The sequence below is a fragment of the Duganella lactea genome (assembly GCF_009857505.1).
Taxonomy (GTDB): Bacteria; Pseudomonadota; Gammaproteobacteria; order Burkholderiales; family Burkholderiaceae_D; genus Rugamonas; species Rugamonas lactea.
The window spans coordinates 1-12,833 of the sequence record NZ_WWCP01000033.1; the positions used below are offsets into that span (position 1 = coordinate 1).

Consider the following 12,833-nt stretch of genomic DNA (forward strand, 5'->3'; position numbering starts at 1 on the left):
GTGTCAGGTCTGACATTCGCACACGGGCTCAACTGCTCCGCAGTTGAGCCCGTGTGCGAATGTCAGACCTGACACCGTTTTTTTACTTGGCGAGGCGGATGCCGGTGAATTGCCAGCGGGCGCCGGCGGGGAAGAAATTGCGGTAGCTGGCCCGCGCGTGGCCTTCGGGCGTGGCGCACGAGGCGCCGCGCAGCACGTATTGGTTCAGCATGAACTTGCCGTTGTATTCGCCCAGCGCGCCTTCCGCGGCGGCGAAGCCCGGATAGGGGGCGTAGCTGCTGCTGGTCCACTGCCAGCAGTGGCCGTACATCTGCTGCAAGCCGCCCTTGCTTGCGCCGGCAGGGTGCAGCGCGCCGGTTTCGAGCGGCGCTTGCGCGGCGGCGTGTTCCCATTCGAATTCGGTCGGCAGGCGCGCGCCGGCCCAGTGGGCGTAGGCGTCCGCTTCAAATAGCGAGATGTGCGTGGCGGGACGGTTCAGGTCCAGCGGCTGCGGGCCGTGCAGCGTGAATTCCTGCCATGCGCCCTTCTCGTCCTGGAACCAGTAGATCGGCGCTCGCAGATTTTGCGTGCGCACCCAGTCCCAGCCTTCGGCCAGCCACAGTGCGGCGTTGGCGTAGCCGCCGGCGTTGATGAAGTTCAGGTACTCACCATTCGTAACCAGACGTGATGCCAGGGCGAAGGGCGCGATGTATTGCTTGTGGCGCGGCACTTCGTTGTCGAAGCTGAAGCCTTGGCCGTCGTGGCCGACCTCGGTCAGGCCGCCGTCGAATACGAGCCATTCCAATGGCGGCGCAGCACCGGCCACCAGCAGCGGCAGCTCCATGAAGGCGGGACGCAGCAGGCTTTGCGCCAGTAGGTGCTTGACGTCGGTGAGCATCAGTTCCTGATGCTGTTGTTCGTGCTGCAGGCCGAGCGTCAGCAGCATTTCCAGTTCGGCGCTCGGCGCGACCTCCAGCAGGCGCGCGATGCGGGTGTCGACGTTGGCCCGGTAGGCGCGCACCTGCGCCATCGCGGGACGCGTCAGCAAGCCGCGCTGCGGACGCGGGTGCTTTTCGCCGATGCCGTTGTAGTAGGAGTTGAACAGGATGCGGAACGCAGGATGAAACGGCGCGAAGCCGCGCTCCATGCGTTCGAGAATAAACGTTTCGAAGAACCAGGTGGTGTGCGCCAAGTGCCATTTGATCGGGCTGGCGTCCGGCATCGATTGCGCGCCGCAGTCTTCGTCGGAGAGCGGTTCGGCCAGCGCCAGCGAGTGCCGGCGAACGGCCTGGTAGCGATGCGCGAGCGTCATCTTAACAAGCCCGCGCGTGAATCACGGCGAACCAGTGATCCGGGTCGGTCCACATGCGCGTGATGGCGAAACCGGCCTTCTCCAGCAGCGTGACGAAGGACTGGCGCGTGTATTTGTAGCTGTCTTCGGTGTGGATCCGTTCTCCGCGCGCGAAATCGCGCTCGCCGCCGCGCCACGTCACCGTCAGCGGGCAGCGCGCTTCGAGATGCATTTCGATGCGGCTTTTCTCGGCGTTGAAGAAGGCGACGTGCCGCCATTGCCCGACGTCGAAATCGGCGCCGATCAGGTGATTCAAGTGGCGCAGCATGTTCAAGTTGAAGGCGCCGGTGACGCCCAGCGCGTCGTCGTAGGCGGCATTCAGCACCGCGTGGTCCTTGATCAGGTCCACGCCGATCAGCAGACCGCCGTCCTCGCCGGCGTTGGCGCGCAGCCCGCGCAGGAAGCTCACCGCCTGCTCCGGCGAGAAGTTGCCGATCGACGAGCCGGGATAGAAGAAAACGCGGCGCTCCGCGCGCACGCTGTCCGGCAGCGCAAAGCCGCTGGAGAAGTCCAGTCCCAGCGCGGTCATCTCGATGTGCGGGAAGCGCTGGCGCAGTTGCGCCACGGCGCCCAGCAAAAAGTCGCGCGAGATATCGACCGGCACGTACTGCGCGGGCTTGAGCAACGGGAACAGCGCGGCGGCCTTGGCGCAGTTGCCCGCGCCCAGATCGATCAGCGATGCGCCCTCGCCGATCGCATGCGCCATGTCGGCGCCATAGGCGGCGAAGATCGCCGCCTCGGTACGGGTTGGGTAGTATTCGGGCAGCTCGCAGATCGCCTCGAACAATTTGGAGCCCAGGCTATCGTACAGGAATTTGGGCGAGGTGTGGGCGGCGTCCGCCAGCAAGCCTTCGCTGATTTCCGCGATGACCGCCGCGCTGCCATGCGCAGGCCGCCGCGACACCGTGTTGCTCGGGAGGGGCGACGCAACACGAATCGCCGGGGCATGGGTCACTTGCATGAATGCGTTGCCTTTACTTTTGGGTGGTCATCTGCTGAGATGATTTTTGTTATGATAGCCGAATATCCATGACATTCTGTAGCGCTGTACCAAAAGTTCCGTGCGACTTCTCACATAAAAAGGGCAATCAACAATGAAACTCTCCTTTAAATCGCTGCTGACCGCTGGCATGTTGCTGGCCGCTTCGTGGTCCCACGCCCAATCGGCCGATCACGTGTTCCGCGTGTCCGCCATTCCGGACGAGGCGCCGACCGAGCTGCAACGCAAGTTCAAGCCGCTGGGCGAGTATCTGGAGAAGAAGATCGGCATGAAGGTCGAGTTCACGCCGGTGACCGACTACGCCGCGTCGGTGGAAGCGCTGATTAACAAGAAGGTGGACATGGTCTGGTTCGGCGGTTTCACCTTCGTGCAGGCCAATGACCGCAGCAAGGGCGCCATCACGCCGCTGGTGCAGCGCGCGGAAGACGAGAAGTTCCGCTCGGTGTTCGTCACCACTAACAAAAGCATCAACAGCCTGAATGACCTGAAGGGCAAGACCCTGAGCTTCGGTTCCGAGTCCTCGACCTCGGGCCACCTGATGCCGCGCTACTACCTGCTGGCGGCGAAGATCAATCCGGACACCGATCTGAAACGCATCGCCTTCTCCGGCGCGCATGACGCCACCGTGGCCGCCGTTGCTGGCGGCAAGGTCGATGCCGGCGCGCTGAATATCTCGGTCTGGGAAAAGCTGGTCGAGTCGAAGAAGGTCGATCCCAACGTGGTGCGCGTGTTCTACACCACGCCGGGCTACTACGATTACAACTGGTCGGTGCGCACCGACATGAACGCGGACCTGAAGAAAAAGCTGACCGACGCCTTCCTGTCGCTGGACGCCAGCAAGCCTGAAGACAAGGTGATCATGGACCTGCAACGCACCACCAAATTCATCCCGACCAGGGCGGACAATTACAAGAATATCGAAGCGGCGGCCAAGAACGCCGGCCTGCTGAAGTAATTCAATGCCGACGTATCAACTGCAAGACCTGACCGTCCGCCATCTCGGCGGACAGTCAAGTCCCGCGCTGCAAGGCATTCATCTGACCATCGAACAGGGCGAACAACTGGCCCTGATCGGCCCTTCCGGCGCCGGCAAAACCACGTTGCTGGCAACGCTGTCCCTGTCCCACAAGCCGTCCAACGGCAGCTTTAACGCTTTCGGCGTCGCCCCGTGGTCATTGAGCGAAGCGGTGCGGCACCGCCTGCGCGCGCAGCTGTTCCTGGCGCCGCAAACGCCACCGCTGCCGCCGCGCCAGCGCGTGGTGACGGCGGTGCTGGCGGCACGCCTGCCACAATGGAGCGTGTGGCGCGCGCTCGCCTCGCTGTTCAAGCCGGAAGATCCTGAAGCGGCTTGGCAAGCTTTGTCGCGCTTCAATCTGGGTGACAAGCTGTATTCGCGCGTCGACCGCCTGTCCGGCGGCGAGCGTCAGCGCTGCGGCCTGGCGCGCCTGCTGCTGTCGCCGGCCAAGGCGCTACTGGTGGACGAGCCCTTGTCGGCGCTCGATCCGGCACTGTCCGAACTCACACTGAACACGCTGCGCGAGGAAGCCAGGGCGCGCAACGCCACGCTGATCTGCAGCCTGCATCAGGTGGAACTGGCGCTGAACCACTTCCCGCGCATCGTCGCGCTGCGCGACGGCCGCGTGGCCTTCGACCTGCCGCGCGCGCAGGTCACGCCGCAGATGATCGCCACGCTGTATCAGGGCGAGCAGCCCGCCGACAGCGCAGCGCCGCCCGGCGACGATCCGATGGCGGTTAAACTCGGCGTGGGCGCCTGTCTGTGATGAGCGCCACGCCGCACCATCGCGACCCCGCGCTGCGCGGGCGCATCATCGCCGTCGTACTCGCGCTGGTGGTGCTGTGGCCGACGCTGGTGGTCACCGAATTCAAACCGTGGATACTGTTCGACGCGCAAAGCCTGAGCGCCACCGGTCGCTTCCTGGCCGATTTCCTGGTACCCGCGCACAGCGCCGAATTCCTGGACATGCTGCTGCGCGAAACCTGGAACACCATCGCCATCGCCACCGCCGGCCTGGCGCTCGCGCTGCTGGGCGCCATTCCCGCCACGCTGATCATCAACGAGCGCTTGTCGATCTCCGCGCTGGGCACCGGCCGCATGCGCCCGGTCGCCATCATCGTTCGGCAGACCGTGCGCTGGCTGCTGGTGATTTTGCGTTCGGTGCCGGAGCTGGTCTGGGCGCTGCTGTTCGTGCGCATCATCGGCCTCGGGCCGACCGCCGGCGTGCTGGCCATCGCCCTTACCTACAGCGGCATGCTGGGCAAGGTCTACGCCGAAATCCTCGAATCGTCCGACGCCCACGCCAGCGACACGCTGCTGGCCAACGGCGCTGGACGCCTCAACGCGCTGCTATACGGCGCGCTGCCGGAAGCGGCGTCGGAACTGATGTCCTACACCGTCTACCGTTGGGAATGCGCGATCCGCGGCTCGGTGGTGATGGGCTTTGTCGGCGCCGGCGGCCTCGGTCAGCGCATGGACGAATCGATGAAGATGCTGGCCGGCGCCGAGGTCTCCTCGATGCTGCTGGTGTTCGTGCTGCTGGTGGCGCTGGCCGACCAGTTCTCCAAAGTGCTGCGCCGGAGGCTGGGATGAATCCGAACCTGCCCAAACCGCCGCCAAGCGATTGGACCGTGCGCATCCTGATGCTGCTGGTGCTGTTGCTGATCATCGCCAGTTTCGCCACGCTGCCGCTGAAGTGGCGCGAGTTCTTCACCGTTGAAGCCATCAACAGCACGATGGAACTGCTGGCCGGCTTCACGCCGCCGGAGACCGGCCTGCCCTTCCTCACCAAAACCTTCTGGGCGGCGATTGAAACGCTGGCCATGTCCGGCCTGGGCACGCTGCTGGCGGTGCTCTTCGGCCTCGCCTTCTCGCTGCCGGCGTCGGGCCGCTTCGGCGCCGCGCCGCGCGCCGCCATGCGCGGCGTGCTCAATGTGCTGCGTTCGATTCCGGAACTGGTATGGGCCTCGATCATGCTGATCGCCGCCGGCCTGGGTCCGCTGGGCGGCACGCTGGCGCTGGCGGCGCACACCGCCGGCGTGCTGGGACGCCTGTTCGCCGACTCGCTGGAAAACGCCGCGGCGCTGCCGGAGCAAAGCCTGCGCACCAACGGCGCCAGCGCCACGGCGGCCTTCTTCTACGCCACGCTGCCGCAAACGCTGCCGCAGATGATGTCGTACACGCTGTATCGCTGGGAGAACAACATCCGCGCCGCCGCGATTCTGGGCGTAGTGGGCGCCGGCGGTTTGGGCCAGATGCTTAAATACCACCTGTCGCTGTTCCAGATGCCGCTGGCCGCCACCGTCATCATCGCCATGCTGCTACTGGTGGCGCTGGTCGATGGCGTCAGCTTCGCCATGCGCCGCGCGCTCACGAAATAATTCAACTTAACTTCGCATGCTCGAACTTCGCCAGCTCTCCAAATCCTACAACGGCCGTCCGGTGCTGGACCGTCTTTCATGGACCTTCAAGGCCGGCGAATTCGTCTCCATCATGGGCGATTCCGGCGTCGGCAAGTCGACGCTGCTCAATCTCATCGCCGGCCTCGATACGCCGGACGCCGGCGACGCCTCGCCGATCATCGTCGACGGCATCGCCATGTCCGGCCTCGATGACGACGCGGCGACCAAGCTGCGCCGCGCGCGCATGGGGTTCATCTTTCAAGCCTTCCACGTGCTGCCGCATCTGACCTTGCTGCAGAACGTCGCCCTGCCCTTGCTGTTGAACGGCCTGCCGACGCGGCGCGCCGCCGAAATGCTCGAAGCGGTGGGCCTGGGCGGCCGCGAACACGACTTCCCCCATCAAATCTCCGGCGGACAAATGCAGCGCGTGGCGATCGCCCGCGCGCTGGTGCACCGCCCGGCCCTGGTACTGGCCGACGAGCCGACCGGCAATCTCGACCCGGACACCGCCGACGCCATCCTCACACTCTTGCAGCATGAAATCAAAGCCACCGGCGCGTGCGCGATCATGGTCACCCATTCGCAACAGGCTGCCAAAAAGACCGACAAAATCCTGCATTTGTCGCAACAAGGGTTGAAAGAAACAACAATCGTCAACCCGTTTGAGCAATCACCAACATAATTTATTTAGCAAACCCTGCACTTTTTCTTCATCCGTAGTATTATTGACATCAACTTGCATGGTTATCAAGAATGTAGTCGCGTACCACATTCGAACCAGAAGAGTGTGGGCGCTAGCCTTGCCAGGAAACGTCGTTCTGTTAAACGTTTAGAGCAAAGGAGGAGCAAACCATGAACGTCCGTCAAAAGAAGTTGGAGTTGATCGAAGCTATGAATCGTGCTCGGGCACTGGAGCCATCCAGTTTTGTGCCGAACAAGCTGCTTGATACTCTGATCGAAAAGATGAACTTGAAAAACGATGCAGAGTTGTGCCGGGTGTTGGAAGTTCAGCCCCCGATTATCAGCAAGATCCGACACCGTAAGCTGGCTGTTGGTGCGACGATCCTGCTGCGTATGCATGAAAAGTCAGATATCAGCATTCGTGAGCTGAAGGATCTGTCCACCGCGTCCATGCATTGAACGGCGTATGCCTTCAAGCCATGCCAGGCGCCGGCATGCGGTATCCGGCGCCCCTTAAGCGCCATAGCGTTCAGCCCAAACCCCGCTGAAAGCTGCTTTCCCTAGCATTTCTTCTATTCCCGACTTCTCGTCCGCTCACCGCGTTCCATCCGCTTGCCTGCCGCCTCGGCTGTAACATTTCGTAGCACGTTACACATACGTCATATGGAACCGCCGAAAAAATCGCCTATGCTTGAGTTCATGAATACCTCAACCATCACCCGCCCGCTCGCCGTCCTGCTGCTGTTGGCAGGTTGCGCGAACCAGACCACCGCACCGCAGCCCGCGCCGGCCAATCCGGCCGCGCTGAGTGGTGCGCTTAATCGCATCACCTGGGGCGTCAGCACCAGCAGCTATCAGCAGGCGAGCAAGATCGGCTACGACGCCTGGCTGGAACAGCAGCTGCATCCCGGTCCCGCCGTGCTGCCCGCCGCCGCGCAGGCCCAGATCGACGCCATGACCATCTCGCAAAAGCCGCTGCCGCAACTAGTGCAACAACTGGAAGACCAGCGCCGCGACTATGACAAGGCGATGGCCGACGACGAGGCGAAGAAGGCGGCGCAGCGCGCCTACCAGCAGGAACTGAGCCGGCTGGCGAAGGAAGCGGCCACCCGCTCGCTGCTGCGCGATCTGTACTCGCCCAACCAGTTGCAGGAGCAGATGACGTGGTTCTGGATGAACCACTTCAACGTCCACCAGGGCAAGAGCAATCTGCGGGTGCTGGTCGGCGACTATGAGGAACAGGCGATCCGGCCGCACGCGCTGGGCAAGTTCCGCGACCTGCTGGCCGCCACGCTGCGCCACCCGGCCATGATCCGCTACCTGGATAACGAGCAAAACGCCGTCAACCGCATCAACGAGAACTATGCGCGCGAGATCATGGAGCTGCACACGCTGGGCGTGGACGGCGGCTATACGCAGAACGACGTGCAGCAGCTGGCGCGCATTCTGACCGGGGTCGGCGTCAACCTGACCGACAAGACGCCCAATGTGCGCAAGGACAAGCAGGACCAGTATGTGCGCGCCGGCCTGTTTGAGTTCAATCCCAACCGCCATGATTACGGCGACAAGGTGTTCCTCGGCCAGCCGGTCAAGGGACGCGGCCTGGCCGAAGTCGACGAGGCACTGGACCGCTTGAGCCGCAGCCCTGCCACCGCGCGCTATGTCAGCCGCAAGCTGGCCATCTACTTCGTCGCCGATGAACCGCCGCCGCAGCTGGTGCAGCGCATGGCCGAGCGCTTCCAGTCCAGCGACGGCGACATCGCGGCGGTGCTGCGCGTGCTGTTCGACTCGCCCGAATTCACCCGCTCGCTCGGCACCAAGTTCAAGGACCCGGTGCACTACGTGGTGTCGGCGGTGCGGCTGGCCTATGACGACAAGGTGATCCTCAACGCCAACCCGATGCACAGCTGGCTCAATCGCATGGCCGAGCCGCTCTACGGCCGCCAGACGCCGGACGGCTATCCGCTGACGCAGCCCGGCTGGGCCAGCCCCGGCCAGATGACCACCCGCTTCGAGATCGCCAAGGCGATCGGCAGCGGCGCGGCCGGTCTGTTCAAGACCGAAGGCGCGCAGCCGCAGGAAAAGCCGGCCTTCCCGCAACTGGCCAACGCGCTGTACTACCAGGCATTGCAGCAATCGCTGGCGCCGGCCACCCGCCAGGCGCTGGAACAGGCGGCCTCGCCGCAGGACTGGAACACGCTGCTGCTGTCGTCGCCGGAACTGATGCACCGTTAGGAGACCCATGATGAAACGCCGCACCCTGCTCAAAACGCTGGCCGCCGCATCGGCCACTGCATCGGCCACTGCATCGGCCACTTTCACGGCGGCCGCGCTGCCGGGCCAACTGTGGGCCGCGCCGGCCACCAAGACGCGCCTGCTGGTGGTCTTCATGCGCGGCGGCTACGACGCCGCCAGCCTGCTGGTGCCGATCTCCAGCCCCTACTACTACGAGGTGCGGCCGAATATCGCCATCGCCCGCGACGAGGTGCTGGCGGTCGATGCCGACTGGGGCCTGCATCCGGCGCTGACCGACACCATCTACCCGCTGTTCAGCGCCGGTCAGGCGGCCTTTGTGCCGTTCGCCGGCACCGAGGACCTGTCGCGCAGCCACTTCGAAACGCAGGACAGCATCGAGCTGGGGCAGTCGCTGACCGGCCGCCGCGACTACCGCTCCGGCTTCCTCAACCGCCTGGCCGCCACGCTTAACGCCAACCGCGCCAACGCCATCTCCTTCACCGACCAGCTGCCCCTGATCATGCAGGGCAGTCTGCAGGTGCCCAACACGGCGCTGGCCAGCCTGGCCAAGCCGGCGGTCGACGCCAAGCAGGCGAGCATGATCGCCGCCATGTACCAGGGCACCACGCTGGCCCAGCCGGTGCGCGAAGGCTTCACCGTGCGCGAGGACGTGATGAAGGAGATGATCGGCGAGATGAACGCCGCCAACCGCAACGCCATCACATCCAAGGGCTTCGAGGTCGAGGCGCGCCGCATCGCCCGGCTGATGAAGGACAAGTACAACATCGGCTTTGTCGACGTCGGCGGCTGGGACACCCACGTCGGCCAGGGCAACCGCAGCGGCTACCTGGCCAACCGGCTGGAGGAACTGGGACGCGGCCTGGCCGGCTACGCGCAGGAGATGGGGCCGGACTGGCGCGACACCGTGGTGGTGGTGGTCAGCGAATTCGGCCGCACCTTCCGCGAGAACGGCAACCGCGGCACCGACCATGGCCACGGCAGCGTCTACTGGGTGCTGGGCGGCGGCGTCCACGGCGGCGTGCATGGCGAGCAGCTGCGGCTGGCACCAAAAACGCTGTTCCAGAACCGCGACTACCCGGTGCTCAACGAGTACCGCGCGATGTTCGGCGGCTTGCTGGCGCGCATGTACGGCCTGAACGCCGGCCAGGTCGAGAAGATCTTCGGCACCCGCGGCAGCGACCTCGGCCTGGTGTGACCCGCGCTAGCTGAGCAGCGGGCCGACCTGCTGCGTTTGCAGCCAGCGAGTGGCGGCGCCGAGGAAGCTCGCCTGCGCCGGGTGTCGCTGGCGCAACTGCTCGATGACGTCGCCGCCGAGACGCGCGATGTAGTCGCTCTCGCGGCTGATGCCGCAATGGCGAAGTCGCGCACGTTGACGTGAATTTGCCGTAGCAGCAACTCCGGCGCCAGGCCGGGGGCGATCAGATTGGTCAATGGAGGTGTCATGGCGGAGCCCGGTTTGGTCCAGACTGGTCAGACCGCCCCAACGCCGCTGAGTTCACCCTGCTGTAAGAAGAGCCCGGCGCACGGCGCACGGCGGACGGCTTAAGCGTCCAGCGTGGCGGCGAGCTGGCGCCCGGCGGCGCTCAAGGCCACAGTGCCGCCAATGCCCTCCTCGTCGCGGGCGACCATCACCAGTCCGGCCTGCTCCAGCGTGCTCAGCTGGCGGCGCAAAGTGCTCATCGGGCGCTGGCTCTGCTTGCTCAGCCAGGCCAGCGAGCACGGCTTGTCCGGCCGCGCGGTTTCGCCGCGCCACAGCACCGCCAGAATGCCGCCGAGGGCGGCCAATGCCTCATCATCCATCGTGGTATGCTCTACACAAATTAACATTTTGCACCAATTATGAGTAAAAAGCCCGAAGGTCGTATCGCCCCCTACGCCCATCCAAGCGGCGGTTGGGGCGCGCTCAAGCAGGTGGTGGTCAACCTGGTCCACGAAAAAGTCGCCGGCGGCAACTACAAGACCCTGCTCAAGCAAAACCAGCCGGACGGTTTCGATTGTCCCGGCTGCGCCTGGCCGGACCGCGAACACGCGTCCACCTTTGAATTCTGCGAGAACGGCGTCAAGGCGGTGGCGGCCGAGGCCACCAGCAAGCGCGTGCGGCCCGCGTTCTTCGCCGCCCACACCGTCACCAGCCTGCTGACGCAATCGGACTATGAACTGGAACAGCATGGCCGCCTGACCGATCCGATGGTCTACGACGCCGCCAGCGACCGCTACCAGCCGATCACCTGGGACGACGCCTTCGCGCTGATCGCGCGCCACTTGAAGGCGCTGCCCGATCCGGACCAGGCCGCCTTCTACACGTCCGGCCGCACCAGCAACGAGGCGGCGTTCCTGTTCCAGTTGTTCGCGCGCATGGTCGGCACCAACAACTTCCCCGACTGCTCCAATATGTGCCACGAGCCGACCAGCCGCGGCCTGCCGGGCACGGTCGGCATCGGCAAGGGCACGGTGACGCTGGACGATTTCGAGCACACCGATACGCTGCTGATCTTCGGCCAGAACCCGGCCACCAACCACCCGCGCATGATGAACGAACTGCGCGACTGCGCCCGGCGCGGCGCCACCATCGTCTCGATCAACCCGCTGCGCGAGCGCGGCCTGGAACGCTTCACCAGCCCGGCGCACGCGCTGGAAATGCTGACCGGCGCCACCACCACCATCGGCACCATGTTCGTGCAGCCCAAGCTGGCCGGCGACTTCGCGCTGATCAAGGCGGTGGCCAAGCGCCTGGTCGAGCGCGACGACGAGGCGCTGGCCAGCGGCCAGCCGAGCGTGCTGGACCGGGAATTCATCGCCCGCCACACCAGCGGCTTCGAGGCTTTCGAGGCCGACCTGCGCGCCGAAAGCTGGGACGTGCTGCTGGAAGAGTCCGGCGTGCCGAAGCTGCAAATCGATCAGCTGACCGGCATCTTTATTCGCGGCCAGAACGTCATCAGCACCTGGGGCATGGGCCTGACCCAGCACAAGAACGCGCTGAAGACGATCCAGATGCTGTCCAACCTGATGATGATGCGCGGCCAGATCGGCCGCCAGGGCGCCGGCCTGTGTCCGGTGCGCGGCCACTCCAACGTGCAGGGCGACCGCACCATGGGCATCGAGGAAAAGCCGACCAAGGCCTTCCTCGACCGCCTGCAGCGCGTGTTCGATTTCGAGCCGCCGCGCGCGCACGGCCTGGACACCGTCGACAGCATCCAGGCCATGCTGGACGGGCGCGTCAAGGTATTCTTCGCCATGGGCGGCAACTTCGCCATGGCCACGCCGGACACGCCACTGACCTTCCGGGCGCTGCAAAACTGCGATCTGACGGTGCATGTGGCCACCAAGCTCAATCGCAGCCACCTGATCATGGGCAAGCAAGCGCTGATCCTGCCGACGCTGGGCCGCACCGAAATCGATCTGCAGAACGGCGTGCCGCAAGGTGTGACGGTGGAAGACTCGATGAGCATGGTGCACCTGTCCTACGGCATCAACCAGCCGGCGTCGGCCAACCTGCTGTCGGAAACCATGATCGTCGCCAGGCTGGCGCACGCCACGCTGGGCAGCGACAAGGTCGACTGGCTGGGCCTGGGCGCCAACTACGCCGAAATCCGCGAGCTGATCGAAAAAGTGTTCGACGATTTCCACGATTTCAATGCGCGCGTCGCGCGTCCGGGTGGCTTCCACCTGCGGGTGGCGGCGCGCGAACGCGAATGGCGCACGCCGAGCGGCCGCGCACAGTTCGTGCCGCACGTGGTGGACCGGGACACGCCGATCCACCGCGCCCGCGCGCGCCACGGCGAACGCCTGATGGTGCTGATGACGGCCCGCTCGCATGATCAGTACAACACCACCATCTACGGCCTGGACGACCGCTATCGCGGCGTGTTCGGCCTGCGCCGCGTGGTGTTCATCAACCAGGATGACCTGGCGCTGCTGGGGCTGAAGGACGGCGAATATGTCGACCTGATCAGCGTGTGGGAGGACGATGTCACGCGCCGCGCCGACCGTTTCCGACTGGTGCAGTACGACATTCCGCGCGGCTGCCTGGGCGCCTACTTCCCGGAGACCAACGGACTGGTGCCGCTGCACAGCACCGCCGACGGCGCCGGCACGCCGACCTCCAAATCGATTCCGGTCCTGCTGGAGCGCTCGGCTGAAGAGTAGCGT

The 12,833-nt window shown here is 64.9% G+C and carries 12 protein-coding genes; 9 read left to right on the forward strand and 3 right to left on the reverse strand.

The features are described 5' to 3' along the window. Positions 1 to 82: 82 nt before the first annotated feature. Both egtB and egtD read right to left on the reverse strand, forming a co-directional pair. Complete coding sequence (egtB, locus tag GTP44_RS21110) at positions 83 to 1,291, reverse strand: ergothioneine biosynthesis protein EgtB (protein WP_161020960.1); 1,209 nt, start codon at positions 1,289 to 1,291, stop codon at positions 83 to 85. A gap of 1 nt (position 1,292) precedes the next feature. Continuing rightward, positions 1,293 to 2,291 carry an L-histidine N(alpha)-methyltransferase gene (egtD, locus tag GTP44_RS21115; protein ID WP_161020961.1) on the reverse strand — a complete coding sequence of 333 codons (999 nt, stop codon included), beginning with the start codon at positions 2,289 to 2,291 and terminating at the stop codon, positions 1,293 to 1,295. A gap of 133 nt (positions 2,292 to 2,424) precedes the next feature. On the opposite strand from egtD, the gene GTP44_RS21120 reads away from it, so the two are divergent. From GTP44_RS21120 to GTP44_RS21155, 8 genes are all read left to right on the forward strand, one after another. After that, on the forward strand, positions 2,425 to 3,285 hold the full coding sequence (locus GTP44_RS21120) for a putative selenate ABC transporter substrate-binding protein (protein WP_161020962.1): 861 nt from the start codon (positions 2,425 to 2,427) through the stop codon (positions 3,283 to 3,285). 4 nt (positions 3,286 to 3,289) lie between these two features. Beyond that, positions 3,290 to 4,111, forward strand: a complete 822-nt coding sequence (locus tag GTP44_RS21125; RefSeq protein WP_161020963.1) for a phosphonate ABC transporter ATP-binding protein — start codon at positions 3,290 to 3,292, stop codon at positions 4,109 to 4,111. Continuing rightward, positions 4,111 to 4,938, forward strand: coding sequence for a PhnE/PtxC family ABC transporter permease (locus GTP44_RS21130; protein ID WP_161020964.1), 828 nt, complete (start codon positions 4,111 to 4,113; stop codon positions 4,936 to 4,938). The genes GTP44_RS21125 and GTP44_RS21130 overlap by 1 nt, the downstream gene beginning before the upstream one ends. After that, positions 4,935 to 5,726 carry a phosphonate ABC transporter, permease protein PhnE gene (gene phnE, locus GTP44_RS21135; RefSeq protein WP_161020965.1) on the forward strand — a complete coding sequence of 264 codons (792 nt, stop codon included), beginning with the start codon at positions 4,935 to 4,937 and terminating at the stop codon, positions 5,724 to 5,726. Before GTP44_RS21130 ends, phnE begins: the two co-directional genes overlap by 4 nt. Positions 5,727 to 5,742: 16 nt before the next feature. Further along, a complete protein-coding gene (locus GTP44_RS21140; protein ID WP_161020966.1) occupies positions 5,743 to 6,429 on the forward strand; it encodes an ABC transporter ATP-binding protein in 687 nt (228 codons plus the stop codon). A 170-nt stretch (positions 6,430 to 6,599) separates the two neighbouring features. Continuing rightward, positions 6,600 to 6,887: a hypothetical protein gene (locus GTP44_RS21145; RefSeq protein ID WP_008447145.1), complete on the forward strand. Its 288-nt coding sequence runs from the start codon at positions 6,600 to 6,602 to the stop codon at positions 6,885 to 6,887. Between the two features lie 240 nt (positions 6,888 to 7,127). Continuing rightward, positions 7,128 to 8,663, forward strand: coding sequence for a DUF1800 domain-containing protein (locus tag GTP44_RS21150; RefSeq protein ID WP_161020967.1), 1,536 nt, complete (start codon positions 7,128 to 7,130; stop codon positions 8,661 to 8,663). A 10-nt stretch (positions 8,664 to 8,673) separates the two neighbouring features. Beyond that, positions 8,674 to 9,879 (forward strand): DUF1501 domain-containing protein, encoded by a 1,206-nt coding sequence (locus GTP44_RS21155; RefSeq protein WP_161020998.1) that lies wholly within the window; start codon positions 8,674 to 8,676, stop codon positions 9,877 to 9,879. Positions 9,880 to 10,226: 347 nt separating this feature from the next. Here the strand turns inward: GTP44_RS21155 and GTP44_RS21160 are convergent, their stop codons facing one another. Beyond that, a complete protein-coding gene (locus GTP44_RS21160; protein ID WP_161020968.1) occupies positions 10,227 to 10,484 on the reverse strand; it encodes an ArsR family transcriptional regulator in 258 nt (85 codons plus the stop codon). A gap of 39 nt (positions 10,485 to 10,523) precedes the next feature. On the opposite strand from GTP44_RS21160, the gene GTP44_RS27660 reads away from it, so the two are divergent. Next, a complete protein-coding gene (locus tag GTP44_RS27660) occupies positions 10,524 to 12,830 on the forward strand; it encodes an FdhF/YdeP family oxidoreductase (RefSeq protein WP_161020969.1) in 2,307 nt (768 codons plus the stop codon). Positions 12,831 to 12,833: the final 3 nt, after the last annotated feature.